Source organism: Pseudomonadota bacterium (assembly GCA_039815145.1).
Taxonomy (GTDB): Bacteria; Pseudomonadota; Gammaproteobacteria; order Steroidobacterales; family JBCBZW01; genus JBCBZW01.
Genome location: JBCBZW010000021.1, coordinates 36,329 through 61,195, shown reverse-complemented (window position 1 = coordinate 61,195; position 24,867 = coordinate 36,329). Strand labels below are relative to the sequence as shown.

General features: G+C 67.4%; 24 protein-coding genes. 7 read left to right on the top strand and 17 right to left on the bottom strand.

Going from position 1 to position 24,867, the window contains the following annotated elements:
• Positions 1-196: 196 nt before the first annotated feature.
• The 3 genes from AAF184_08255 (at position 197) to AAF184_08245 (ending at position 4,547) form a co-directional block, all read left to right on the top strand.
• The gene (locus AAF184_08255; protein ID MEO0422311.1) at positions 197-3,124 is read left to right on the top strand and encodes a proprotein convertase P-domain-containing protein; all 2,928 of its coding nucleotides are present in this window, start codon (positions 197-199) and stop codon (positions 3,122-3,124) included.
• Between the two features lie 228 nt (positions 3,125-3,352).
• Entirely contained in the window at positions 3,353-4,141 is a 789-nt protein-coding gene (locus AAF184_08250; GenBank protein ID MEO0422310.1) for an MOSC N-terminal beta barrel domain-containing protein, read from the top strand.
• 28 nt (positions 4,142-4,169) lie between these two features.
• On the top strand, positions 4,170-4,547 hold the full coding sequence (locus AAF184_08245) for a YbaN family protein (GenBank protein MEO0422309.1): 378 nt from the start codon (positions 4,170-4,172) through the stop codon (positions 4,545-4,547).
• A gap of 10 nt (positions 4,548-4,557) precedes the next feature.
• On the opposite strand, the gene AAF184_08240 is transcribed toward AAF184_08245, so the two are convergent.
• A complete protein-coding gene (locus AAF184_08240; protein ID MEO0422308.1) occupies positions 4,558-5,532 on the bottom strand; it encodes a homocysteine S-methyltransferase family protein in 975 nt (324 codons plus the stop codon).
• Between the two features lie 317 nt (positions 5,533-5,849).
• Between AAF184_08240 and AAF184_08235 the strand changes: the two genes are divergently transcribed.
• A complete protein-coding gene (locus AAF184_08235) occupies positions 5,850-6,686 on the top strand; it encodes a heme-binding protein (GenBank protein ID MEO0422307.1) in 837 nt (278 codons plus the stop codon).
• A gap of 86 nt (positions 6,687-6,772) precedes the next feature.
• Here the strand turns inward: AAF184_08235 and AAF184_08230 are convergent, their stop codons facing one another.
• From AAF184_08230 to AAF184_08185, 10 genes are all read right to left on the bottom strand, one after another.
• The gene (locus tag AAF184_08230; protein MEO0422306.1) at positions 6,773-8,539 is read right to left on the bottom strand and encodes a BatD family protein; all 1,767 of its coding nucleotides are present in this window, start codon (positions 8,537-8,539) and stop codon (positions 6,773-6,775) included.
• Positions 8,533-10,350 carry a VWA domain-containing protein gene (locus AAF184_08225; GenBank protein ID MEO0422305.1) on the bottom strand — a complete coding sequence of 606 codons (1,818 nt, stop codon included), beginning with the start codon at positions 10,348-10,350 and terminating at the stop codon, positions 8,533-8,535. Before AAF184_08225 ends, AAF184_08230 begins: the two co-directional genes overlap by 7 nt.
• A 2-nt stretch (positions 10,351-10,352) precedes the next feature.
• Positions 10,353-11,330 (bottom strand): VWA domain-containing protein, encoded by a 978-nt coding sequence (locus tag AAF184_08220; GenBank protein ID MEO0422304.1) that lies wholly within the window; start codon positions 11,328-11,330, stop codon positions 10,353-10,355.
• Positions 11,327-11,806 (bottom strand): DUF4381 domain-containing protein, encoded by a 480-nt coding sequence (locus AAF184_08215; protein ID MEO0422303.1) that lies wholly within the window; start codon positions 11,804-11,806, stop codon positions 11,327-11,329. The genes AAF184_08220 and AAF184_08215 overlap by 4 nt, the downstream gene beginning before the upstream one ends.
• On the bottom strand, positions 11,803-12,807 hold the full coding sequence (locus AAF184_08210; protein MEO0422302.1) for a DUF58 domain-containing protein: 1,005 nt from the start codon (positions 12,805-12,807) through the stop codon (positions 11,803-11,805). Before AAF184_08210 ends, AAF184_08215 begins: the two co-directional genes overlap by 4 nt.
• A complete protein-coding gene (locus AAF184_08205) occupies positions 12,804-13,772 on the bottom strand; it encodes a MoxR family ATPase (protein ID MEO0422301.1) in 969 nt (322 codons plus the stop codon). The genes AAF184_08210 and AAF184_08205 overlap by 4 nt, the downstream gene beginning before the upstream one ends.
• A gap of 177 nt (positions 13,773-13,949) precedes the next feature.
• On the bottom strand, positions 13,950-14,837 hold the full coding sequence (locus tag AAF184_08200; protein MEO0422300.1) for an alpha/beta hydrolase: 888 nt from the start codon (positions 14,835-14,837) through the stop codon (positions 13,950-13,952).
• 16 nt (positions 14,838-14,853) lie between these two features.
• A complete protein-coding gene (locus tag AAF184_08195) occupies positions 14,854-16,182 on the bottom strand; it encodes an MATE family efflux transporter (protein MEO0422299.1) in 1,329 nt (442 codons plus the stop codon).
• A gap of 33 nt (positions 16,183-16,215) precedes the next feature.
• The gene (locus AAF184_08190) at positions 16,216-17,193 is read right to left on the bottom strand and encodes an SDR family oxidoreductase (protein MEO0422298.1); all 978 of its coding nucleotides are present in this window, start codon (positions 17,191-17,193) and stop codon (positions 16,216-16,218) included.
• Between the two features lie 16 nt (positions 17,194-17,209).
• The gene (locus tag AAF184_08185; GenBank protein MEO0422297.1) at positions 17,210-18,085 is read right to left on the bottom strand and encodes a lysophospholipid acyltransferase family protein; all 876 of its coding nucleotides are present in this window, start codon (positions 18,083-18,085) and stop codon (positions 17,210-17,212) included.
• Positions 18,086-18,158: 73 nt separating this feature from the next.
• Between AAF184_08185 and AAF184_08180 the strand changes: the two genes are divergently transcribed.
• Positions 18,159-18,599, top strand: coding sequence for a DUF2845 domain-containing protein (locus AAF184_08180; GenBank protein ID MEO0422296.1), 441 nt, complete (start codon positions 18,159-18,161; stop codon positions 18,597-18,599).
• Here the strand turns inward: AAF184_08180 and AAF184_08175 are convergent, their stop codons facing one another.
• Positions 18,600-18,965, bottom strand: coding sequence for a glutaredoxin family protein (locus AAF184_08175; protein MEO0422295.1), 366 nt, complete (start codon positions 18,963-18,965; stop codon positions 18,600-18,602). It abuts the gene before it with no gap.
• A gap of 80 nt (positions 18,966-19,045) precedes the next feature.
• Between AAF184_08175 and AAF184_08170 the strand changes: the two genes are divergently transcribed.
• The gene (locus AAF184_08170) at positions 19,046-19,996 is read left to right on the top strand and encodes an alpha/beta fold hydrolase (protein MEO0422294.1); all 951 of its coding nucleotides are present in this window, start codon (positions 19,046-19,048) and stop codon (positions 19,994-19,996) included.
• Here AAF184_08170 and lptE read toward each other — a convergent pair.
• The 5 genes from lptE to AAF184_08145 all read right to left on the bottom strand — a co-directional run bounded on the left by lptE (position 19,969) and on the right by AAF184_08145 (position 24,358).
• Positions 19,969-20,610 carry an LPS assembly lipoprotein LptE gene (lptE, locus tag AAF184_08165; protein ID MEO0422293.1) on the bottom strand — a complete coding sequence of 214 codons (642 nt, stop codon included), beginning with the start codon at positions 20,608-20,610 and terminating at the stop codon, positions 19,969-19,971. The genes AAF184_08170 and lptE overlap by 28 nt on opposite strands.
• Before the next feature lie 2 nt (positions 20,611-20,612).
• Complete coding sequence (locus tag AAF184_08160) at positions 20,613-21,572, bottom strand: MlaD family protein (GenBank protein ID MEO0422292.1); 960 nt, start codon at positions 21,570-21,572, stop codon at positions 20,613-20,615.
• On the bottom strand, positions 21,569-22,378 hold the full coding sequence (locus AAF184_08155; protein ID MEO0422291.1) for an ATP-binding cassette domain-containing protein: 810 nt from the start codon (positions 22,376-22,378) through the stop codon (positions 21,569-21,571). The genes AAF184_08160 and AAF184_08155 overlap by 4 nt, the downstream gene beginning before the upstream one ends.
• A complete protein-coding gene (locus AAF184_08150) occupies positions 22,375-23,517 on the bottom strand; it encodes an MlaE family lipid ABC transporter permease subunit (GenBank protein ID MEO0422290.1) in 1,143 nt (380 codons plus the stop codon). Before AAF184_08150 ends, AAF184_08155 begins: the two co-directional genes overlap by 4 nt.
• Positions 23,518-23,671: 154 nt before the next feature.
• Complete coding sequence (locus tag AAF184_08145; protein ID MEO0422289.1) at positions 23,672-24,358, bottom strand: response regulator transcription factor; 687 nt, start codon at positions 24,356-24,358, stop codon at positions 23,672-23,674.
• 189 nt (positions 24,359-24,547) lie between these two features.
• Between AAF184_08145 and AAF184_08140 the strand changes: the two genes are divergently transcribed.
• The gene (locus AAF184_08140; GenBank protein ID MEO0422288.1) at positions 24,548-24,844 is read left to right on the top strand and encodes a hypothetical protein; all 297 of its coding nucleotides are present in this window, start codon (positions 24,548-24,550) and stop codon (positions 24,842-24,844) included.
• Positions 24,845-24,867 lie beyond the last annotated feature (23 nt).

Here is a 24,867-nt window from a genome sequence, read left to right as displayed (position 1 = left end):
TGGCGATGAGCGAATCTGACCAATGCGGGCAAGGTGGCACTGCGGCATGCCTCGCCGACGTTTGACACCCCCCTTGGAGGCCCCCTACCCTGGCCATCGCCTAGCGGTGTAGTGGCCTCTCGCCACGCGTACATCGTCGGCCAATACAACAACTTGAAAGGAAGTCCGGACGGAACCGGACGGGGGAGTCACCATCTTGCTTCACGCTATTCGAAGGGCTGCGCTCGGCGCCGCCTTCCTCGCACTCGCCTTGCCGGCGCTCGCCGCGGACCCTGTGATCCGCCAAGAGCTCGGTGCCGACCAACGGGTTCGCTACACGGACCTCATGAAGTTCGGTCCCTGGGACCAACGCAACTACCAGCTCACGCTGGAAGACCTCGCCTTGCTCGCCGACAACGAGGCGGAGCTGAACATTCCCATCCCGGCCTTCTTCCGCGTGGAACTGCGCCGTGAGATGGATCTGCCGCGCAAGGGTATGGTGCAGTACCCGCGCGCTGCCGTGCCGCTGTTCCAGCTGCGCTACGGTGGCCTGCGCAACAGCAACACCGCCGCGCAGCCGCCCGCACCCAAGGTGCCGGTACCGGTGGAGGGGGAGCTGCAGCTAAACCAGGTGTTGGGTGCGAACGAGGTAACCGTCGAGGTCAACCCCGTGAACCCAATGCAGGTGATCGCTGGCTCGAACAACGCCGGCGGCCAGGAGATGTACTTCTCGAGCGACGGCGGCGACACCTGGACCATCCAGGGCGTCCTGCCCTTCACCTGCTGTGACCCCACCATCGGCTGGTCCGCGGACGGCTCCGTGGCCTACGTGGCGGCCTTGAGCGGCGCCATCGGGGTGTCCTTCTGGCGCTCCTTCGACGCCGGCCAGACCTGGGTCGATCGCTTCGACCTCACGGCCTCGGGCAGTGACAAGGAATTCCTCCACGTCGACCGCTCCCCCACCTCGCCGCACCAGGACAACGTCTACATCTCCTACCACAACGGTAACGTGATGCAGTTCGCCCGCTCGGAAAACCAGGGGGCCACCTGGGACATCCAGGCCTTCCCTGGCGCGCCGCGCGGCATCGGCAGCGACGTCACCACCGACTCGGCCGGTAACGTCTACCACTTCTACGGTGCCTTCAACGAGCGCGAGATCATCATGCTGAAGTCCACGGACGGCGGTGTGACCTTCGACGCGCCGTTCACCGTGGCCACCACCAACGGCTCCTTCGACTGGCCCGTGCCTTCGATGGAGAGCCGTCGTTCGTGGATCTACGCGTCCGCCGACGCTGACCGCTCCGGCGGCGCCTTCGACGGCAGCATCTACGTGGCCTGGACGGACACCTTCCGCCCGGAGGTGGACAGCAACCCGCAGGCCAACAACAACCAGGTGCACGTGGCCTACTCCCGCGACGGCGGTGCCACCTGGAACGAGAGCTTCCCGCACCCCACCAGCGACGTGCTCACCGTCGACCGCTACAACCAGTGGCTGACGGTCGATGAGAACGGCACCGTCCACGTGGTGTTCTACGACACTCGTAACTCCGAGAACCGCACGGGCGTCGACCTCTACTACACCTTCTCCGCGGATGGCGGCGTCACCTGGAACGAGCTCACGCGCGTCTCCGGTGAGACCTCCGCCAACCTCACGGACGGTCAGGAATGGGGCGACTACAACGGTGTCACGGTGATCGGCGAGCGCATCATCAGCGTGTGGACCGACAACCGCGATGGCCCGCCGAACATGAAAGACGTCTTCGCCGCCAACCTGCTGAACGTGGGTGCCGGCCCTGGCTTCTCCCTCTCCGGCAGCCCGCTCTCCCAGGCTGTCTGCGCGCCTGATGACCTGCAGGACATCACGGTCGATGTGATTCAGATTCAGGGCTTCTCCGAGCCGGTCGCCCTGTCCTACGCCAATCTGCCGAACGGCATCACGGGCACCTTCTCGACCAACCCCGTGATCCCGCCCGGCACCAGCACGGCGTCTGTCACGGTTGGCAACGTTCCCGCCGGCGATGTCAGCTTCTCCATCGTGGGCTCGGCGACCGGGTCGGACGATCGTGAGATCGGCGTCGGCCTCACCGTGTTCGACGACGTACCGGTGGCCCCGGGTCTGTCCATGCCGGGAGACGGCGCGGGTGACCAGGCCCTGGCACCGGAGTTCACCTGGAACGCGGTGGCGCAAGCGGCTGCCTACGAGATCGAGATCGACGACGATCCAACCTTCGCGAGCGTCGACTTCGCCGCCACGGTGGAGGGCACCAGCTACCGCCTCGAAGGCAACCTGCAGAGCGCCACCACTTACTTCTGGCGCGTGCGCGCAGTCAACGAATGCGGTAACGGCACCTACTCCGCCGCCTTCCGCTTCACCACCGGTGCGTTCATCTGCTCGACGCCGGGCGCAGGCATCCCCGACAACAACCCGGCCGGTGTCACGGACGAGTTGGTGGTGGCCGAGGGTGGCACGCTCACGGACCTCAACGTGTTCCTCGACATCACCCACACCTTCGTGGGCGACTTGAGCGCCACGCTGACCCACGTGGACTCGGGCATCAGCGTCGCGCTGATGGATCGTCCGGGACGGGTGGACACGGGCTTCGGTTGCGGCGGTGATGACATCGCGGCCACCCTCGACGACGAAGCGGCCTCGCCGATCGAAGACGAGTGTGCGGCGGGCATCCCCACCATCGACGGCAGCTTCACGCCGAACTCGCCCCTGAGCGCCCTGGACGGCCAGGACCTCTCCGGCACCTGGCGCCTGCTGGTCACCGACGCGGCCGGTCAGGACACGGGTACCCTAAACGAGTGGTGCCTGACGCCGGTCACCGAAGGCGGTGGCGATCCGACGGACACGGACATGGACGGTATTCCTGACGATCAGGACAACTGCACCCTGCGCCGTAACCCGACCCAGCGCGATACGGACGGTGACGGCATCGGCAACATCTGCGACGCAGACTTCAATCAGAGCTGCTTCGTCGATGGCGCCGACTTCCAGATCTTCCGCGACAACTTCGGCACGGACAACGCGGACACGGACTTCAACGGTGATGGCATCACCAACGGGTTCGACTTCCGCGTGTTCCGCTCCCTGGTCGGCGCTGCCCCCGGGCCGAGCGGTGTGCCGAACGTCTGTGACTAAGGGCCCACGGGCCTGAAGCCAACGGGTGAACGCTGGCGATAGCGATCACCCCTCGGTACCGAGAAGGCTCGCAAGCGACGCTTGCGGGCCTTCTTTTTGCCCTGCGTCGACGGCGCGCCGTCGCCCCTGGCTGCGAAAATCGAACCCAAGGCCCTGCCTTTTCGACACTCGGGGCGTATCGTGGCCGGGACTTTGGCCTCAAAGACCCCGCAGGCGACGCACCGCGCGATGTACACGCTCTCCTCGATACACATCTACCCCCTGAAGGGAGGTCGCGGCACCACCCTGACCAGCACGGCCTTGGATCGCTTCGGCCCGAGCGGCGACCGCCGCTGGATGCTGGTCGATCCGGAAGGCCAGTTCGTCACCCAACGCCAGCTGCCGGGCCTCGCCCGCGTGGCGGCTCTGCCGACGGCCGAGGGGCTGCGCTTGAGCTACGACGACGTCGACATCCTCGAGGTCCCGTTCCCCACCTCGGCGCCACGTGAGGTGACCATCTGGAACGACACGGTGGGCGCCTGCGATGCTGATGACGAGGCGGCAGCATGGTTCAGCGCACGCCTCGATCGCCCCCTGCGCCTGGTGTACCTGCCCGATGATGCGCGGCGGCTGGTCAACCCTGCCTACGCCAAGGCGGGCGAGACGGTGAGCCTCGCGGACGGCTATCCCCTGCTGCTGGTGTCAGCCGCATCCCTGGATGAGCTGAACGCTCGCCTCAGCACCTCCGTGGGCCTGGATCGCTTTCGCCCCAACCTCGTGGTGGCCGGGTGCGCCGCCCACGCCGAGGACGATTGGCAGCAGCTGCGGATCGGCGAGATGACCCTCACCGTGGCCAAACCCTGCGACCGCTGCACCGTGCCCGCCCTCGACCAACGCACGGGCGAGCGCCACCCGGAGCTCCTGCGCGCCCTCGCCTCCTACCGGCGCGCCGAGGATCGCAAGGTCTACTTCGGCCAGAACCTGCTCTACGCAGGCACCGGCACCTTGCACGTCGGCGACCCGGTGCACGTGCTGTGACCACCGCTGCGGTGGACCGCTCGCGATGATGCGCATGATCTGGTTCGCCGTCGGCCTGAGCGCCCTCGCCCTGGGGGCCGTGGGCGTGGTGCTTCCGCTGCTACCCACCACCCCCTTCGTCCTGCTCGCCGCCTACGCCTTCGCGCGCTCCTCGCGCCGTTGCCACGACTGGCTCCTGGGGCATGCCCTGTTCGGGCCCATTATCCGCGACTGGCAGCGCGAGGGCGCCATCTCTCGCCGTGCCAAGGTGACGGCGGCCATCTCGATGATGGCCATCTTTGCCCTATCGCTAGCATTAGGTGTTGCCCCTACGGTGCTCGCGATCCAGGCACTGGTACTCAGCGCTAGTGCCACCTACGTGCTGAGCCGCCCTGAACCCGGCGAGCGCGCCCGCGAGCCCTCCTAGGGCCTGATCCTTAAGCGTCCACCACGAGTGGCTGCTCGTCCCGCGCCAGCACACCGGTCATGGCGGTGATGTGGCGAAGGTCGGTACCGCAGCACCCACCGAACACGTTCAACCAGGGATGGCTCCCGCGCAGGCGCGCGTAGGCACCGGCCAGTTCGTCGGGGCAACCCGCGTCGAGGGAAGTGGCCTGCTCCAGGGCCTCGTGGCTACAGCGCGAGGCGTTGCAGCGAAGCCCGCGAACGCGCCGGGCGAGGCGACACCCGGCCAAGGCCTCTTCGAAATGCTCGGGATGGGCGCAGTTGATCATGAAGTAGGACGCAAACCCGTCCGTCTGCGCGTCCGTCTCGCCGATCGCCTCCGCCAGGCTCTCGCCCGACGGTAAGCAACCGTCCGTCTCCACGGTGAAGGAGATGACCACGGGCAGCCCCGTGCGCGCCGCTGCCCGCACGACGCCCACCGCCTCCCCGCTGTGGGTCATGGTCAGGGCCGAGACCATGTCCACCTCCGTGCTGGCGAGCCACCCGATCTGCTCGCTGTGGTAGGCCGCGGAGTCCTCCGCATCGATCCACGCCTCGGGCGCGTAGGCGTCATCGCGGGGGCCGATCAGCCCATTCAGGACGATGGCGCCTCGGTTGGCGGCGAACTCATCCCGCAACTCCGCCGCGAAGTGAACGGCCTCGCGGTTGGCCGCGGCCAGGCGCTCCGGCGTGCACTGAAGCGCATCGGCCCAGGCCCGGCTTGCGCGCCAGGTGGCGCAGTCGAGGATGAACCCGTGGCCCGTCAGCTGGGCGAGGGCGAGAAAGCCACGCCAGTAGCGCACGAGGGCTGCGCGGCCGACCGCGTCCTGAAGCAGCGTGTGCGCTGCGAAGGCCGGCAGCTCGAGACCGTGATTGAAGATCATGTCCGTCTCGAGCCCGCCGTCGGTGAAGAAGAGTCCACCGTCGAGCTGCGGAAGGCCCGCGGATCGTTGCCGTAGATGGCGCATCGCTCAACCTCGCTATCCGACCTGTGTTCGTAAGGGCGTGCGCGGGTGTTCGGCGAATCAGCTTCCTTCAGGCTTCGCACCGCAGCAACGCATGAGCAGCGGACGATAGGGCCCCACCGTGGTAATTCGCGTGGTGATGAACGTGGAAACCGTCTAAGCCAAATGCCAAACAAATGACCCACCGGGTGCGACGAATCTGCCGCATGCGGCACATAATCTCAGGCGATAGCAGTGTTGATCGTTTGCTATCGCTTCTACACGCTGCCTGTCGGCGGCGTTGTTCTGTTATCAAATCAAGTAGTAGAAGGAAATACTCGATGCAACAGTCGATTTCCGCGATTCTCTCCGGACTGGCGATCGGTTCCCTGAGCCTGGGCGCCCACGCCGCCTGCGACGACCTGCCCGACCATGCAGCGCTCACTGCTGCATTGCAGGCCTCGGTGGCACCGACCAGCGGCACGCCGAACGGTGGATTCGATCTCAACATGTGGGCGAGCATCGTCGACCGCGACGGTATCGTCTGCGCCGTCGCCCGCAGCGGCGCCGACCGCGGCGACCAGTGGCCCGGCTCGCGCGTCATCTCGGCACAGAAGGCCAACACGGCGAACGCCTTCAGCTTGCCGGGGCTGGCCCTGTCCACGGCCAACCTCTGGGCCGCCACGCAACCGGGCGGCAGCCTCTTCGGCCTGCAGTTCTCCAACCCCGTCGATCCGCAGACAGCCTACGGTGGCGCCCGCGCCCTGGGGCTGAACACGGCCGAGGTGGTGAACTACGGCACCGTGCAGGACCCGATGGTGGGTTCGCTCATCGGCGGCGTGAACGTCTTCGGCGGCGGCCTGGCGCTCTACAACGAAGAGGGCACGCTGGTCGGGGCCATCGGCGTGAGCGGTGACACCTCCTGCGCCGACCACAACATCGCCTGGCGTACGCGCGATGCGCTGGGCTTGGACTTCGTGCCGGGCGGCGTGGGGGATGCGAACGGCGTCTCGGCCGACAACGTCATCTTCGACCTGGATGCGGATGGCGCCAGCGCCAGCGGCTTCGGTCACCCCACCTGTGGGGGCCCGGGCGATGTGGATGACAACGGCAATCCCGACGACGCCGAGGACACGGCCGCCGTGGTGGCTGAGACACCGATCGGCGTGAACCCCTGAGCCAAAGGGAAGGCAAGGGAATGAGGTCGCCCGCCCCTGCCTGGTCGCGTGCGGCCGGCAGGGGTGGCGGCCACTAGTATCCTGAGCTAGCGGTAGAGCGGCTCGAGCTGCCCGGTTCCCGCGACTTCCCGCGACGTGCGCGCCGAAAGCGCATCCGCTTGCTCGAGCAGGCGCTGCATAGCCCCCTCGGCCTGCTCGCCGCTGCCGTAGCGCGCGGCGTCCATCGCGTCCAGGGCGTCGGCGAGCGCCTCGCCACCGAGACGGCGAACGTCGATCAGGTCGCGCACGCCGTGGTTCGGCCAACGGGCTCGCGCCCAGTGCAACGTCGCCAGACGCACCTGCCCGGGGTCCCCGGCCTGCACGGCGGCACGTAATCGCTTGAGCGAGGCCGCCAGGGATTCACTACCCGCGCGAACCTCCGGCGCCTGTTCCCCGGCACCGGCGCCTGGCGCGCGCCGACTCTGCCACCAGAACCCACCGGTGGCCGCCCACCCGAAGGCCATGATCAGCGCCAGCCAGGGCCACATTCCCGGCTCGTAGCGTACGCCGACCGAGGCCGGGCCACCTGTGAGGGGTGAGCTGCCAAGGCTATCGGCGCCATTAGCGCCAGCGGTCACAGCGCCACCATCTCCGGCCACATCGCCGCCCTGGCCGTCACCGACGGCGGGCAGCACCCGAATGCGCACGGGCTCGAGGCGCGCCGTGCGCGGTAGGTCGGCGGCCACGTCCCACCATTCGAGTTCCACGGCTGGCAATTCGAAGACGCCCGCGGCCGTCGGTAGCATGGCCAAGCGCTCCACGCGCTCGCCCAGGATCCCCTCCAGGGCGACGCGCTGATCGAAGGTCGGCTGATCGGGATAGACCTTGAACCCCTCAGGCACCGGTATCTGCACCTCCGGCAATTGGGCGGAGGTCAGGCCGAGGGCGTTGAGGGTGACGGCCCTCGTCACCGGTTCGCCGACCCGTCCGACGAGTTCACCGCCGTCCTGCGCATCGGGGAAGGACTGCTCGAGGGTGATCGCACTCGCCGGCAACCAGGGTCGCGCGCCGCCAGGGTTGGCGGGCAACACGTCCAACACCACTGATTCAGACTGCACGCGGCGAAAGGACGGGCGCTCGTAGTACAGGCGCATGTCGGCGCTGAACACGATCGGGTCCAGCTCCACCTGCCCGCTGCGCTGGGGGAAGAGCGCGTAGCGTTGCTCGAAAACGCGGTAGTCCCGCTCGCCGATGCGTTTCTCCGACCGCTCTTCCGCCACCGTTTCGACCACCAGGTCGCCGTCGCGACTGCTCGGCTTGGCGAGGGTGGCGTTGCTGAGGCGTACGGCTTCGTCCCAGTGCAGACGTACGGTCATCATCACCTGCGATTGCACGTACACGGGGCCCTGCGGCTCCACCGACACCTCGATGAACACCTCCGCCTCACCTGGACGTTCGCTGCGCGCGGGGGTCACGGTGATGCGGCGCGAGGCGGAGCGGGTCCCGCCGAATTCGATCGAGGGGATCTCCAGCGTCCCCTCCTCGCGCGGCACCAGGGTCAAGCGCCACACCTTGGTCTGCTGCGCCTGCCCGTTGACGATCTGCAAGGTCTCCCGGCTGTTCGTGCGCAGGATGTCGAACTGCTCCTCGAGGGGGCTGAAATCCGGTTCGGTCAGCCCCCGCTCGTCGGCACTGAACGTGACCGTCAGGCTTTCACCGAGAGACAGGATCGGTGGATCCACCGCCACGTCGACGCGCGCCTGGGCGCTGAGCACGGGCAGCAGCAGCAAGGCGCAGGCGAGCCAAAGCAAGAGACGGCCCAGGCTGGGCTGACCCCGGCCGGGCACGGGTGGGGTGTCGTCGATGGCTACCATGGATCTTCCTCACTCACCTCGCCTTGCTGGCGACGGCGCTGTAGCTCGTACACAAACTTGCGCCGAAGCAGGCCACCCGGATCGTCCGGGATACGCCGCAGCCATTGCTCCACCGCAGCCTGCTGCTCGCGCTCCTCACCGCTGGTGTCGCTCGGCTCGCCCACCTGTGCCATGCGCTCTTCCTGCGCCTCGCCTTCGGAATCGTCGGGGAGTTCCTGGGCGGCGCGGCGCTCCGCTTCGGCTTCGATCTCCTCGCGCGTCATCTTGTCGCCGCGCTCCTGCTGATCGGCCATCTGCTCCTGATCATCGCCGCCGCTACCGCCGCCCTGGGGCTGGCGCGAGGACGGATCCTGGCCGCTGCCCTGCTGCCCTTGGGCGCCCTGGGTGTCGCTGTCCTGCGGTGGCTGTTGGCCCTCTTCGCCCTGCTCGCCCTCGCCCTCCTCTTGTTGGCGCTCCAACTCGTCGAGTAGCACCTCGAGGTTGTGCTGGGCGTCGGCGTGTTCCGGATCTCGCTCCAACAATTCGCGATAGAGCTCGATGGCGCTGCGGTAATCACCATCGCGCGCCACCGCCGTGCCGCGGTTGTAGAGGGCGCGAATCCCCTCCTGCGACTCGAGCAGGCCCGCACTTTCCTCGAAGCGCTCGCCACGGTAGTAGGCGGCCGCCTTCCACTCGGGATCGGCGAGGAGTTCGCCCGCCTCGTCGTAGCGTTCCTGCTCGAGCGCCTGGCGGCCGCGCTGGTCATCGCGGCTCCACAGGGAGGACCACTCGAAGGCGTAGGCCGGGCGCGGCGCAGGCAACAGCACTAGACCTAACAACACCACCAGGGCCCCGCGGCGAAACACCAGCGCGGCCAGGGGCAACAGCGGCAGGAGCAGCCAGGGCCCCTCTTCTCGCCAAATGTCCGTGCTCATCGCATCCTCGTTCTCGAATTGACCGCCGCTGGCGAGCGCGTCGCCCAGGCGGTCGAGGTCCGCATCGTCGATGCTCATTCGCGTGTAGCGACCACCGCCCGCCGCGGCGATGTCGCGCAGCAGGTCTTCCTCGAGGCGGGTGTGGACGATGCGGCCCTGGGCGTCCTTGAGCAGCGCGCCGTTGCTCACGCGCACCGGCGCCCCCTCGCGCGTGCCCACGCCCATCACCGACGTTCGGATGCCGCGTTCGGCGAGCGCTCGGGCCACCTCCACGTCGCGCGCCATGGCGTTGTCGGTGATCAACAGGATGTTGCCGTTGCCGTCGCCGCCACCATCGATCAGCTCGCCCGCCAAGCGCAGCGCACGGTCGGCGCGACTGCCCCCCGAGGGCATGATGTCCGGTTCGAGCACGGGCACCAGCGATTGGATCGTCGCCGCATCGGAGGTCAGGGGACTGACGATGAAGGGCAGGCCGGCGAAGGCGATCAGTGCCGTTTGCCCGTCCTCGCGGCCATCGAGCAAGTCGATCACCTTGAGCCGGGCGCGCTCCAAGCGAGACGGGGTGAGGTCCGTCGCATTCATCGACTGGGAGAGATCGAAGGCGATCACCAGGGAGGACTGGTCGCGCAACACGGGCTGCGGCAGCTCTCGCCAGGCCGGCCCCGCCAGGGCGACCACGGCGAGGAAGAACGCCACCAGCGGCAACCAACGCAGCACCCAGGCCCGGCGCCCCGAGGCGCTCGCCCCGTCGGCCAGAAGATAGGGCAGCAGCTTGGAGTCGACGATGCGCGCCCACGCACTCGACAGGAGCGCCCCGTTGCGCAGCACATGGTGGAGCAGGGGCAGCGCGATAAGGGCGAGAAACCACAGCGGCCGGAGAAAGTGAAAGTGCTCCATCGCTAGGCTAACCGAAACCGTAGCCAGGCCAACAGACCACTCAAACCAAGCGCGCCCGCCAGGGGCCAGGCGAACAGCGCATGGCGCGGTCGGAAACCACCCACGTCCTGCTCCACCTTCTCGAGCTCGTCGAGGTAGGCGTAGATGCGCGCCAGCTCCGCCGTATCGTGGGCGCGGAAGTACTGGCCGCCCGTTGTCTCGGCGATGCTGATCAGGGTGGACTCATCGAGCTCGGATCCTGGCAACATGCGCAGGGTGAAGGGCGAGGCACGGCCCGCCGCCCCGATGCCGATCGTGTAGATACGCAGACCCTCGCTCGCGGCGAGCTCGGCTGCCTTGAGGGGATCGAGTTCGCCCGCCGTGTTGGCGCCGTCGGTGAGCAGGATCAGCACGCGGTCGTCGCCGGCATCTCGGCGCAGGCGCTTCAAGGAGAGGCCGATCGCATCGCCGATCGCCGTCTCCTTGCCGGCGAAGCCCACCTCGGCCTCCTCCAGTAGCGTCTTCACGGTCTCCCGATCGAAGGTCAACGGTGTCTGTAGGTAGGCCTGGCGCCCGAACAGCACTAACCCGATCCGATCGCCTTCGCGACGGATGATGAACTCAGAGGCAACGGTCTTGGTTGCCTCGAGGCGATCGACCATGCGCCCGCCGAGGCGGAAGTCGCGATTCTGCATGCTGCCGGAGATATCGACGGCCATCATCAGGTCGCGCCCGCTCACCGGCAGGGAGATCGCCTCGCCCTGCCAGATCGGTCGCGCCGAGGCGCCCACCAGCAGGGTCCATGCGAGGGCGGCCACCAGCAGCGGCCAAGAGCGCAGGTTCGCCACCCCTGCCCCGCCGCCGCCGAGCGACTGGAACGGGGTGAGCGAGGGCACGCGCAGAGCGGTCTGCTGGCTGACGTTGGCGGGCGGTGCCAACCAGCGCACCAGCAGCGGCAGCGGCAGCGCGAGCCATAGCAGGGGCCATTCGAAGCTGATCAAGACCGCAGCTCCAGCTTCGCGGTCCACTCCCGGCAGGCGGCCAACAGCGCTTGCAGCTCTTCCTCCGACGCGGGCGCGCTGCCCGCGTAGGGGCCCTCGACCAACAGGGCGGGAAACTCGCGCGTCAGGCGCGACCGTGGACTCAAGCGCTCGAGCGCGGCGAGCCAGGCTTGCCCCGTCAGGCCCGCCAGCTCACGCCGTGCGCCCACGGACAGGGCGACGCGACGCAGCCACGTGGAGAGCTCTGCGGGCAATCGCTGAGGTGTACTCGCGCAACGTTCGCCGAGGGCATCCAGCTCCGCCAGGGCCAGGCGCCGGACGCGCTCGGCCTGATAGTGATGCCAGCGGACGGCGAGGATCACCGCCCCCACGATCAGGGCCAAGGCCAGCAGCCACCAACCGATCGCGGGTGGCCACCAGGGCAGCTCGGGCGGCAGGTGAATGTCGCGCAGGTCGAGGTCCGCCGGATCGGTCATCCGCTCACGCCCCCGCCCGCGCGCAGCCCTAAGCCGCTGCGGACCACCTCGATGGGGTCGTCGTCCGTCGCGCAACGCATGGAGGAAATCGCCAGGCGACGGGCGAGTTCCTCCACCTGCCCGCAGTGGGCGTCGAAACGTGTCTGGTACTCACGGCGGCGCGAGCCGTCGGCCGTATCGAGGGTGAGCGTCTCGCCACCGCTCTGCAGCCGATACAAGCCAGGATCCGGCAGCTCACGTTCCAGGGGATCGTAGAACTGCACCTGCACCACATCGCAATGGGCCGCCGTGCGTTGCAGGTGGGCCGCTGCCATGTCCGTCAGGCCGTAGAAATCACTCAGCAAAAATATTAGGCTCCCCGGGCGCGCGACGCGGCGCAGGCGCGCAGCGGCGGCCTCGAGATCAACGGGCGTGGCATCGAGGTCGGCGGACCAGCCACTGTGATGGCTCAGGGTGTCGATCAGGCGCATGACCGACCCCTTGCCGCGCGAGGGTCGCACCTCGTCGTGGCTGTTGTCGCAGAAGACCAAGCCTCCCACCCGATCGCCCTGGCGCAGGGCGGACCAACCGACGGCAGCGGCGAGACGCGCCGCGAGCACCGCCTTGAAGGCCCCCCGCGTGGCGAACAACATGCTTCGGCGCAGATCCACCCAGAGCAGCACCGGACGCTCGCGCTCCTCACGAAAGAGCTTGGTGTAAGGCTTGCCGGTGCGGGCCATCACCCGCCAATCAAGGCTGCGCAGATCGTCGCCCGGCTGATAGGGCCGCGATTCCTCAAACTCCATACCCCGCCCCTTGAAGGGCGAAGCACGGGTGTCAGCAGCGGCCGCGCGGATGCGCATAGCGTTCAGGGGCAGGTTGCCCGCCGCGTGGCGCAGGCGCACGAGCTCCTGCGTGCTCACCCGAACGCCGGCGTCCACGGCGTCGGCCAACGCCTCGGCGGAGAGACGCTCGCGCCGCGAGGCGAGGTCACTTGGCGCGGTCGAGGCAGACGATGTCACGGCACGGCCACCAGTTCGATCAGGCGGTCGATGACATCGTCGGGCGTCATGCCCTCCGCTTCTGCTTCGAAGCTGAGGAGGATGCGATGGCGCAGGATGTCGGGCGCCACCGCCTGAATGTCGTCAGGAGAGACAAAGTCGCTGCCGCGCAGCCAGGCGTGGGCACGGGCGCAGCGGTCCAAAGCGATGGTGGCGCGTGGGCTGGCGCCGTACTGAATGATGCGCGCGAGGCCGGCGTCGTACTTGCCCGGTTCGCGAGTCGCGAGCACCAGGGCGATCAGATACTCCTCTAGGGCGGGCGCCAGATGCAGGTCGAGCACCGCGCGCCGCGCCTCGAAGACCACCTCCTGCGACAGCGGCGCCGGCATCGCACTCGGCTGGCCACCGGTGCTGCGCGCCTCGTCACGGTTGATGCGCAGGATCTCGCGCTCCGTGTCCGCATCCGGGTAATCGATCCGCAGGTGCATGAGAAAGCGATCCAGCTGAGCTTCGGGCAACGGGTAGGTGCCCTCCTGCTCGATCGGGTTCTGGGTCGCCATCACCAGGAACAGGTCGGGCAGACGGTAGGTCTCGGCGCCCACGGTGATCTGCCGCTCGCCCATGGCCTCGAGCAGGGCGGACTGCACCTTGGCCGGAGCGCGGTTGATCTCATCGGCGAGGACCAGGTTATGGAACAGGGGGCCTGGCTGGAAACGGAAGGAGCCGTCCTGGGGGCGGTAGACCTCCGTGCCCGTGAGATCCGCTGGCAGCAGGTCGGGGGTGAACTGGACGCGGTGGAAATCGCCCTCCACGCCCGCCCCCAGCACCTTGATGGCGCGCGTCTTGGCGAGGCCCGGAGCGCCCTCCACGAGCAGGTGACCATCACACAGGAGCGTGATCAGCAGGCGATTCACCAGTTTCCCCTGGCCGATGACCTGGTGCGAAATGTGCGCCTGCAGAGTTCGCAGGTCCGTTAACCTCGTCATGCGCGCGTGCTTTCCTTCTGTGGGTGCGGTGAGGCAAGCCAAAGCCGTCGAGTCTACAACAAGGGGCCGGTGGCGCGACCGCCCGTCAGGGAGTCGTGAACCGGGTGACAGCGAGTACTGAGGCGGCAACCCTGTCGGGCGTCGCAGAACGCACGTTCAGCCGCCCGCGAACGGCACTCAAACCGCTGCGCCGGGGGCGAACGCCAGCATCGCGTCGATCACCGCATCCGGCGACTCGCACTGGGGGTAGTGCCCAACGCTCTCAATCTCGATGACATCTGCTCGGGCCACGAGTTCACGGTAACGGCTAGCCATCGGGGCCCCGGAGACCGGATCACGCATGCCGACCACGAAGCGCAGGGGCACATCGGCCACCGCAAGCCCGTTCACCCAGCGCTCGCGATACTCGCGGCGCTGAGCCAGATACCCAAGAATCGCCGGCACGATGCGCAGGCCTCGCTCGCGGGTGAGCAGCGTCCAGTAGGACTCGAGGTCGCCCTCGGACGGGCGCGTGCCCTCGCCGAACACCGACCGCAGGCTGGCCATCGCGCGGCGCTTGTCCACGAGGTGTACCAACCAGGGCCCGGCGGGACCGGCCAACACCTGTTGAATCCGCAAGGGTCGCTGCGCCTCCGGGAAGAGGCCCCCGTTCAAGAAGCACACGGCGTCCAGGGCGGGCGACGCGCCGATGCCCGAGGCGGCACGGGCGAGCAGTTCCTGTGCCACCGAGTCGCCGTAGTCGTGGGCGAGGACGGTCGCGCGTTGAATCCCAAGCCTGTCGAGCAGCGCAGCCGCCACGTCCGCCTGGCCCTGGATCGTGTAGGCGCGTACGGGCTTGGCCGAGAAGCCGAAGCCGGGAAAATCAGGCGCGATCAGGCGGTAGTGACGGCCCAGGGCGGACCAGACGAAGCGCCAGTCCCAGGAGGCGGTAGGAAAGCCGTGCAGGAGGAGCAGGCTCGGCAGCCCCTCGGCGCCGTCGGGATTCGAATCACGGTAGAACACTCGCTCGCCCATGAGCTCCACGCGAGCGCCCGCCGCGTGCCACTGTGAAAGGCCGTCTACCACGCGATCCCCCTCCGTCCTAGACGTTCACGGCCGACCAGCGACGATCGGTCCAGTACTTGGCGAAGACCCCGGCTTGCACGCCGCGATAGGCGATCTGCGCGAACCAGACGGCTGTCAGTCCACCGCCCAGCACCGGCCCGATGAGCCAGGCGACCGGCAGGAAGACGCCCCACTGCATGAGTACGGCCACCTTCATCACCCGCCGCGTGTCGCCCGCGCCGAGCAACGAGTGCATGAACACCATACCGGCCGCCTCCACGGTCATCGAGAGGCCGACGAGGCGCATGGGGAAGGTTGCCGCCTCAACGATGGCATCGCCACCGGCCTGCTGGGCACTCAGGAACAGGCTGATGATCATCTGCGGGGCCACCCACATGGGAATTGCCAGCAGGGTGAGGACGGCGGCACTGACCCGACATACGTCCCAGCCCCAGCGTTCGGCGTCGGCCGCATCGTTGCGCCCGAGGGCCTGCCCCACCAGGGTGGCGGAGGCAAGGCCAAAGCCCATCCCCGGCAGCAGGGCCACCAACATCACATTAATGAGAATGTTCGCCGCCCCGAGTTCGACGGTACCGAGGCGAGCGATGATGACAAAGGTGGCCAGCATGCCGCTCGAGAAGGCCAGCTGTTGCACGCTGTTCGGCAGGGACAGGCTGATCAGACGCCGCACCTCCACCCAGCTCGGCTTGAAGCGCAGGAAGCCGGCACCCCGCGCCAGGCGCGACCCCATGTAGGCGTACACGCTGGTGCCGACGACGGTGGAGATCGCGGAGGCCAGCCCCGCGCCGGCCACGCCGAGCTGCGGCGCACCGAAATGGCCGAAGATGAACACGTAGTTAAGCGCGATGTTGACCGCATGCATCACCACCAACGTGGTCATGTACACGCGCGCCATGTCCACGGCGTTCCAGTAGCCGCGGAAGGCGAAGTTCATCGCCACGAACACCATGGACAGCAGGCGGATCTGCAGGTAGGGCACGCCGAGGGCGATCACGGCGGGATCTTCCACCAGAAAGGGGTAGATCCATGGCGTCAGCAGGCAGAGGATGACGGACAGCACCGGCGCCGCCACCGCGGCGATCGCCAACCCCGCGTTCAGGGGGCGCGCCATCTCATCGCACTTGCCCTCGCCCTTGCGCCGCGCCGCCGTGGCCTGCACCCCGGTGGACAGGCCAAGCAACACGGCCATCGCCGCGAAGTTGGCGAAGCCGCCGATCCCTACGGCGCCCAGGGCCGCCGCCGGGTCGGGCAGGCGACCGACCATCGCCGTGTCCACGAGATTGAGGACGTTCTGCGACACCATGCCGCCGATGATCGGCAAGGCGAGGCCCAGGATCCGATGCAAGCGCTGCACTAGGGGTTGGTTCCGCTCGCGCGACTAACGCTTCTTCTTGTGCCGGTAGTGCTCGAACACGGCAGCCATAGAGTGTTCCGGCTCAAAGCCGAAGGTCTTGCGGAACAAGGCGCCATCGATCACCACCGGGTACTTGAAGTAGTCCACCAGAAAGCTGGGGAAGGCCTTCCACCGCATCAGGCGCGACAGGGTCGCAGGCACATTTGGCGGGAGCGAGGGCACGGGTAAGCCGAGGCACCCGCACTCTCGCAGCACATCCTGATAGGGCAGCCAGTCCTGGGGGGCGACGTTGTAGATGCCGCGGCCGCGATGGCGAAAGGCCATCTCCACGGCCCGCGCCATGTCGTCGACGTGCAGAAACTGCATCATCGGCGAGAAGCCCACCAGGAAGGGCGCCATGGGCTGTGACAACAAAAGGCTCATAGTGTTTCGCACACCGGGCCCGGCGATGTGGCAAGGGCGCAGGATGGTCATGTCGAGCTCGGGGTAGCGCCACAGGTAGATGTTGGCGAGGTTCTCGAGTTCGACGCTGTCCACCAGGTCCATGGTGAGGTTGGACGCCTTCAGGGGCGAGGCCTCATCGAGCAGCGCCGGGTTGTAGGCGTCGGCGCCATACACGTAGAAGGTGGAGAGCACCACCACCTTGCGAACCCCGTAGTTCAGGGCCAGGTCGAACATGCGGCGCGACCCCAGCACGTTCGCGTTGTAGCGGCTCTCGCGGCTGGAGTCCTCACCGATGCGGCCGATGTGCACGATGCCGTCGATATCGTGCTTGCGGAAGACGTCCTCGAAGCCGCGCTTGGTCACGTCCACCTTGTAGCTGGGCACCCGCGGCCCCAGGCGAGCGGCGTAGCGGAAGTCCACCGCCACCACCTCGTGGTCCGCCTTCAACCCGCGGATCACCTGGCGAGCCAAGGTGCCCGCGGCACCGGTGACCAGCACGGTGGGACGGCGGGCGCTGCTGCTTCCGCTCGCTACTGATGCGTCCTGCTCTTGGCTCATCTACACACAAATTCCTTCAGAAAATGCTCTCGCGCTCGGACAAGCCCCGAGCGATCAGGCCACGTATCGCGTCCTTCACCTGATCCACCCGCGCCACCACGTCCGCCTCGCTCGTCACCTCGCCGGCGAACTCCATCGGTTCGCCGAAGTAGAGGCTGACCCGTGCCGGCAGGGGCACGAGGGTGGTGAGCGGGAAGTACGGCAGACCGAGCAGGCGGGAGATCGGTTTGATGTCCGCGAGCGACGGCATGGTCTCCTCGCAGCCCACCACCCCCACGGGCACGATCGGCGCGCGATGCTCCATCGCCAGATGCATGAAGCCGGCCCCGAAGCGCTGCAGCTGATAGCGGTCGCGGTAGAGCTTGCCCGAACCGCGTACGCCTTCCGGGAAGACGATGATCGCCTCCTCGTTCTCGAGCATGCGCGAGCAGTTGAGGGGATCGCCGATCACCGCCCCCACGCGGTTCAGCAGGTTGCCGACGAAGGGCACTTTCGGGAAGAAGCGCTCGATCATGGCGCGGGGGGCGCGCGGCGCGTAGGGGCTGGTGAGCATCGCCATGGCCATCAGGGTGGCGTCGATCGGCAGCTGCCCCGAGTGGTTGGCGATGATCAGGGCGCGCCCCTTGGCGGGCACGTTCTCCAGGCCATGGGCCGTGACCCGGAAGTAGTTATCGTACAGGCGCTTGACCAGGCCGACGAACAGTTTGGAGCGCTCGATGGAGAGGCCCCAGGGGTCGTAATCGTAGGAGCCGCTGGGTCGATCCAAGCGGGCGAGCGCCGCCTCGAGATCCTCCGGAACGAGCAGGCGCTCCAGTACCTCCACGGGCTTTCGCGGCAGTGGCGGCGGGGGCGCATCACCGGGCGCGTGGCCCTTGCGCAGCTCGGTGCTCATGCAGGAACTCCCATGGGTAGATCAAGCAGCCCCCGCAGGCGCGGGGGCTAATCCTGATTGTACGCGAGTTAAGATGCTGTTCAGGAGCGCCGGCGACAATGACGGTGAGCGGCCCGCCCAGCCGGCGGCGTCCGCGGTAGCGCAGGAGCACCTCATGGGCAAGATGCCACGATCAACCTTCCTGGCCTGGCTTGGCGCCGGGCTCTTACTGGCGGGCCAGACGGCCTACGGCAACGCCATGCGCTGCGGCCAGGCCGTGGTGAGCGTCGGCGATCACCAGATCGAAGTGCTGAAGGAATGTGGCGAACCGGCGACCATCGAACGGTTTCCCGCGCTCCTCGTACCCGGTGCCACCGTGTTCGGCGACCGCTTCTACGCCCCCTTCGCCTCCCCGTTGAACCCGGTGAGCGTGGAGGTGTGGACCTACAACTTCGGTCCGCGCCGACTGATGCGCCAGGTTCGCCTCGAGGGCGGGGCCGTGGCCGAAATCCGCACCCTGGGATACGGCTTCTAGTCAGCGCCGGTCGGCTTCCGCTTGCGCCACGCGCTGGAAGGCACCGCGAATGGCGAGGGGATTGAAGCCCTGCACCACCTCATCGCCCACCAGCAGCATCGGTACGCCCTGCTTGCCGGTCATGCGGAAGAGCTGGGCGCCCAGGGCGTCGGAGGAGACGTCGTACTCGACGAAGGGCACGCCGTGATCCGCGAGATACTCGCGCTCGCTCTTGCAGAACCGACAACCGCTGGTGCTCAGCAGCACCACCTCGCCGTGGAGCTCTGGATCGTAGCTCGGCCCGCTCGGCAGCGCCCATGCCAACAGATCCATCCGGTACTGGATCAGCAGGAACAGCGCGATAAGGAAAATTATCTGTTTTTTCATAGAGGTTACGAACTACTCGAGCGCTTCACGGGAATCGCTGGGCCCTTGCCTTCTTTTTGCTGCGTCGCCACAATCCTCGGATGTGGTTTCCAATTGCAATCGCCTGCATCCTCGGCGCAGCCGCGTTTTACCAGTTCCGTCCAGACCTAGTCTACGCACTGGCCATGTTCGCCGAGCGGGGCCGGGCGCGACTGCGCAACGCCCGCGTGCAGGTGGCGGGCCACGACCTCGCGTACCTGCGTGGCGGCAGCGGCGAGCCCGTTCTGCTCCTGCACGGTTTCGGGGCGGATCGCTACCACTGGCCGCGCATGGCCGTGCACCTCACCCGCCACTACGAGGTGGTGGCGCCGGATCTGCCGGGCTTCGGTGAGTCCAGTTGCGATACCCACGCCTCCTACGCCGTGCCGGCGCAGGTGGAGCGCATCGTCGCCCTGCTCGATGCCCTGGGCCTCGACGCCGTGCACGTGGTCGGCAACTCCATGGGCGGCCACCTGGCCGCGGCCTTCGCCCGCGCCCACCCCGAGCGCGTACGCTCCCTGGGGCTGCTGGATGCTGCTGGCGTAGACCCCCAGGGCAGCACCGAGTTCCACCAGGCCTTGGCAGGGGGGCGCAACCTCCTGCTCGCCGATTCGCGCCAGGACTTTCGTCGACTCACCTCGATGATGTTCGTCAAGCCACCGGTGGTGCCGGGGCGGGTGCTGGATCACCTCGGCGACCGCGCCATGGCCCATCGAGCCTGGTACGAACGGGTGTTCAACGAATATCAGGACAGCTACGAACCCCTCGAACACGGCCCCGCGCTGCCCACCGTGCCCGCCCTGGTGCTGTGGGGTCGCGAGGACCGGGTACTACCGGTGGAGGATGCGCAGATGTTCGGGCGTCTCCTGCCGGACGCCGAGGTGGTGATCCTGCCCGACACGGGCCATCTGCCGATGCTCGAGCGGCCACGGGAGGTGGCCGAGCACTGTCGGGCGCTGTTTCAACGGGCCAGCGCCCGCACCGATCAACCGTCGACCAGCTCGAGTACGTAGCGAGTCAACTCATCCATTAGCTTATCGAGGGCCTCGTTGGCAGCTTGCACGCCGCCCTCGGAGTTGGCGGGAACTGCGCGCACCACCACGGAGAAGCGGCGGGCGCCGAGCAGTTCGCGTTCATCCGCATCCACGACCCGGGCACGAAGGGTGAGTTCCACCTCACTGCTCTGCCCATCGAAGCGCTGGATGACCATCAGCCCCCGGCTCTCCAGGCGATAGTCCGGCAGCTGCGGCGAGGGCGCGCCGACCACGCTCTCGAAGCGACCGAGGCTATCGAAGGTATCGATCATGCTCGCCCGCAACATGGTGGGCAGCGTATCCACCCACTCCGCGTAGGCGAAGGCCTCGTTCTGATAATCGTTGCGCTGGTAGATCATGCGCGCCGTGGCGAACCCCGGGGCTGGCAGCGGCGTTCGCACCTCAAGTACGCAACAGGCCTCACCGGTGAAAGCGCTTACCGAAGCGCCCGCCCCTTCGAGGCGGTAGGAGGCGACCGGCTCGGTCGATCCGCCCAACACGCTGCACCCCGAGAGCAGCAGGGCCGCGACGCCGGCGACACAAAGCCCCAGGCCGCGAAGCAGCACAGCCCGACGAACGTCGTTCGCGAACACCACTAGTAGCTTCCTCCCTTCTCGCCCGGTCCCGGCGGCGGCGCCGGCAGGCCGAACAGCAACGCGCTGGGGTCACGCTCCACCGATTCGCTGGCCCGGCGCAGGGCCTCCGACGCGTATCGAAGCTCGTACATGAGCGACTCGGCCTCGGGCAAGGCGGTGGTGGCGAAATGCTCCAGCTCACGGGAGCTACCGACCAGGTTCTCGCTGATGCCGTCGATGGTCTCGCGCAGATCGCCGGCGAGGGCCTCGTAGGTGCGTGCGGCATCACCGAAGGCCGCGGCGCTCTCGGTGGCCGTCTCCAGCAGAGCTGGCGCGCCCGCGATGGACGTGCGCAGTTCGGTGGTCAGCCCGTCGACGTTGTCCACCAGGCCCTCCACATCGTCCAGGCGCTGGTTGAGGTTGCGCGAGACCTCGACCAGGTTCGCCAGGAGGTCCTGCACCGCGTCGCGGTTCTCCAGGTTGAGCAGATCCTGCATGCGCTGGCTGGTCTCGTTGATGCTCTGAATGAGCTCGGATGCCGCCTGGTCCAGACGCGTGAACAGGGAAGGACGACTCTTGATGACCGCGGGCTCACCGTTTGGCCCCGGCTCCAGCGGTGGCGACACCATGCTGCCGCCGCTCAAGTTGATGGCGGCGATGCCCGTAATGCCCTGCTGCTCCAGCACGGCCACCGTGTCTACGTTCACCGGCGTACCTTCCAGAACCAATAGGGTCAGGCGCACCAGCTCGGGGTTGTCCGGATCGAGCTCGATGCGGCGCACGCGGCCGCGATCCACGCCCTTGTACTTCACCGGCGAGTCCACGGCAAGGCCGGACACGGACTCGGTCATGTACACGAAGTACTCGCGATAATCCTTCGGCGGCCCGCCCGTGGTGAGCCAGAGGATGGTGGCGATCAAGGCTGCGCCCAGCATCAGCACGAAGAGGCCGACGAGGACGTAGCTGGTTTTGGGCGTCATGCCGACTGCTCCTTAACGTGCGCACTGGCGCTGAAGCGGCCCCGGGGACCGGCGAAGAACTCCTGCACGTCCGGGTCGTCGCTGTCGCGCAACTCCTCCATGCTACCCACCGCGAGGATGCGTTGCTTGCCGAGCAGTACCACCCGATCGGCGATTCGCCAGAGGGAGTCCATGTCGTGGGTGATGGACACAACGGTCAGACCGAGCAGGCTCTGCAAGCGCAGGATCAAGCTGTCGAGGGCATCGGCGCTGACCGGGTCTAGGCCGGAACTCGGCTCATCGAGAAAGATCATCTCAGGGTCCAGCGCGATGGCGCGGGCCATGGCGGCGCGCTTGCGCATGCCACCGGAGATCTGCGAGGGGTAGAGCGGCGCCACCGCGGGGTCGAGGCCGACCATGCCGAGCTTCATCATGGCCACCTCGTCGATCAGCTCATCGCTGAGCGAGGTGTGTTCGCGCAGGGGCACGCCGACGTTCTCCAGCACCGTCTGATCGCCGAACAGGGCGCCGTACTGGAACATCACCCCCAGGCGCCGCCGCAGGGGCAGCGACTGCATGTCGCCGATGCCGACCACCTCCTGCCCCAACACCTGCACCGACCCCGCCGACGGTTCCTGCAGCATGACCATCTCGCGCATCAGGGTGGACTTGCCGCTGCCCGAGCCCCCCACCACGGCCGTCACCTCGCCGCGGTAGACGTCGAGGTTGATGTCCTTGTGCACCACGCGATCGCCGAACTGCGTGGCCAGGCGCCGGATGCGCACCACCACCTCGCGTTCGCCCTCGATGTGTATGTGCTCGCTCAAATGCCCAGCCTCGAGAAGATGATCGAGAAGATCGCATCCACCACGATGACCAGGAAGATGCACTGAACCACGCACAAGGTGGTCTGCTTGCCGACCGAGTCGGCGCCACCACTGACCCGAAAGCCCTGGAAGGTGCCCACGCCAGCGATGATGGCGGCGAAGACCGGCGCCTTACCGATCCCGATCAGGAACGTCTCGATGTTGATCACCTGGCTCAGGCGATCGACAAAGCTGTTGAGGCTAATGTCGAGCAGCGCGTTGGCCATGATCGCACCGCCGAGCAGGCCCATGATGTCACCGAACATGGTGAGCAACGGCAGGGCCACCACCAGCGCAATCACCTTCGGTAGCACCAGCAGATCGATGGGGGAGATGCCCATGCTGCGCAGGGCATCCACCTCTTCGGTCACCTGCATGGTGCCGATCTGCGCCGTGTAGGCCGATCCCGTGCGGCCGGCGACGATGATCGCCGTAATCAAGGGTGACAGCTCGCGCAGGATCGCGGCACCCACCATGTCCGCGATGAAGATGCTCCCGCCGTACTGGGCCAGCACGATGCCGCCCTGGTAGGCGATGACCACGCCGATCAGGGTGGTAAGCAGGCCGACGATGGGCAAGGCATCAAAGCCCGCTTCCTCCAACTCCTTGACGATCACCGCCCAGTACATGGTGGCCGGCCGCAAGGCCGCGCGCATCGCCAGGTAGGTGACGTTGCCAACGAACTCGAGGAACTCGACGTAGAAGGCGACCTGGCGCGTGCTGGAACGCCCGATGTCCTCCACCAGGCCGTGGCTGTCGGTGCTCGCGGGGACCTGGCCCGGCCGGTTGTTCTCCACCAGCTCGAGGAGGCGCTTGGCGACGTCCGTCGCCCCCACCACCTGGACCGCGCGACCGTCCGCCTCCAGGCGCTCGCGCGTGCGGTGCACGAGCCAGGCGCCGGTCATGTCCAGGGCGGTGACGGATTCGAGATCGACCACCACGCTGCCGGTGGTCAGGGGGAGCTTGGTCAGACGCAGCTCCATGTCGCCGAGACAGCCAGAGGTCCAGCGACCGCTGCAAGTGATCAGGTTTTCGGACGCATCGACAGCGACATGGGCGGCGCCGCTCTGGGCAGCCCGCCTCTGAATACGATCAGGCACCTTGGCTCGGGACTCCTCGACGCCGCAACCGCCCGGGATCGGGTCGGCCTTGGATAGCGCGTTAGATAATACCCACCTTGCGGCGGGCGCTCTACTGGATGGCGTCGGATCGGGGTGTTGGCCCTGGCGGCGCGCAGGCCGCCAGGTGGCTCGATCAGGAGCGAGGCGTCTCGCTGCTGAGGTTGATCAAGCCCACTTCGATGGCGAAGCGCGTGAGGCCGGCGATGTCGTGGATGTTCAACCGCTGCATCAGCTGCGTGCGGTGCGTGTCGACGGTCTTCGCCGCCACGCCGAGCATCTCCGCGATCTGCCGCGTGCGATGACCTTCGGCGATCAGCTGCAGGATCTCGCGCTGGCGCGGCGTGAGGCTCTCCAAGCGCGAATCGCCCACGGCCTGCTCCCAGTCGCGCACCGCGGCTGAGAAGTAGCGTTGGCCGAGCATCACCGAGCGCACCGCCTGCACCACGTGGCGGAACTCATCGCCCTTGGCCACGTAGCCGTCGGCGCCTGCCAGCACGGCGCGCCGCACCTGTTCGGGCTTGTGGTACATGGACCAGACGACAACGCTGGGGGCGTTCGGCAGCGCCTTGAGGGCCGCGATGGCCTCGAGGCCGTCCATGCCGTCCATGCTCAGGTCGGTGATCACCACCTCGGGTCGGTCGTCTACGATGCACTGCAGCGCGTGGGTGCCGTCGCCCGCCTCGCCGACAACCTCCATATCCGCCACGTTGTCCAGCAGACCGCGCAATCCGGCCCGTACACCCTGGTGATCGTCGATTAGGTAAATCTTGGTCGAGCCCCTCGGCTCCCCCGCGATCTCGCTTGCACTAGCGTTAGACACGTCCTTTCTCCCGACCCACTGAGCAGTCACGCGCTCGCGACTTCGAGGCCCCCCTCCCGAGCCAGCCCAGTCGGCCTTGGATTTGTGACACAATTTGCGCCGCAAAGCGGAGCTTGCCTGATCTTCGGCCCTGCGTGCCACTCAACTTGCTCTGCGCGCCCGTGTTAACCCCATCGGACACCCGGCAACATGAGTTCATCTGAAAACACCGACCCCGGTCGAATTCGCACGGCTGGAGACCATGTCTATGGTATCCGCATGCGCCTGCCAGCGACCGATGCCTTTGTGAACATTCTTGGTAACGACAACACCATGTACCGCTGGTACGCCAGCGAGCGGGCACGGGACGAGGCGCTCGAGAAAATGCGCGCCGAACACCTCTTCTCCCGTGCGGGCGATCGCCCCACGCTGATCTACGAGCCGGTCGAGCAACCCCGACCGGACCGCTACACCCGCCGACCAGGCGGCTCAGGCGCCAACGCCTGAAGCCCCTGGCAAGCACGACGACA

Bases quoted from the DNA above. Each gene is read 5' to 3' on its own strand.
- AAF184_08250 (MEO0422310.1), top strand. From the start codon at position 3,353: ATGTACACGCTCTCCTCGATACACATCTACCCCCTGAAGGGAGGTCGC.
- AAF184_08245 (MEO0422309.1), top strand. From the start codon at position 4,170: ATGCGCATGATCTGGTTCGCCGTCGGCCTGAGCGCCCTCGCCCTGGGG.
- AAF184_08240 (MEO0422308.1), bottom strand. From the start codon at position 5,532: ATGCGCCATCTACGGCAACGATCCGCGGGCCTTCCGCAGCTCGACGGT.
- AAF184_08235 (MEO0422307.1), top strand. From the start codon at position 5,850: ATGCAACAGTCGATTTCCGCGATTCTCTCCGGACTGGCGATCGGTTCC.
- AAF184_08230 (MEO0422306.1), bottom strand. From the start codon at position 8,539: ATGGTAGCCATCGACGACACCCCACCCGTGCCCGGCCGGGGTCAGCCC.
- AAF184_08225 (MEO0422305.1), bottom strand. From the start codon at position 10,350: ATGGAGCACTTTCACTTTCTCCGGCCGCTGTGGTTTCTCGCCCTTATC.
- AAF184_08215 (MEO0422303.1), bottom strand. From the start codon at position 11,806: ATGACCGATCCGGCGGACCTCGACCTGCGCGACATTCACCTGCCGCCC.
- AAF184_08205 (MEO0422301.1), bottom strand. From the start codon at position 13,772: ATGACGAGGTTAACGGACCTGCGAACTCTGCAGGCGCACATTTCGCAC.
- AAF184_08190 (MEO0422298.1), bottom strand. From the start codon at position 17,193: ATGAGCCAAGAGCAGGACGCATCAGTAGCGAGCGGAAGCAGCAGCGCC.
- AAF184_08185 (MEO0422297.1), bottom strand. From the start codon at position 18,085: ATGAGCACCGAGCTGCGCAAGGGCCACGCGCCCGGTGATGCGCCCCCG.
- AAF184_08180 (MEO0422296.1), top strand. From the start codon at position 18,159: ATGCTGTTCAGGAGCGCCGGCGACAATGACGGTGAGCGGCCCGCCCAG.
- AAF184_08175 (MEO0422295.1), bottom strand. From the start codon at position 18,965: ATGAAAAAACAGATAATTTTCCTTATCGCGCTGTTCCTGCTGATCCAG.
- AAF184_08170 (MEO0422294.1), top strand. From the start codon at position 19,046: ATGTGGTTTCCAATTGCAATCGCCTGCATCCTCGGCGCAGCCGCGTTT.
- AAF184_08160 (MEO0422292.1), bottom strand. From the start codon at position 21,572: ATGACGCCCAAAACCAGCTACGTCCTCGTCGGCCTCTTCGTGCTGATG.
- AAF184_08140 (MEO0422288.1), top strand. From the start codon at position 24,548: ATGAGTTCATCTGAAAACACCGACCCCGGTCGAATTCGCACGGCTGGA.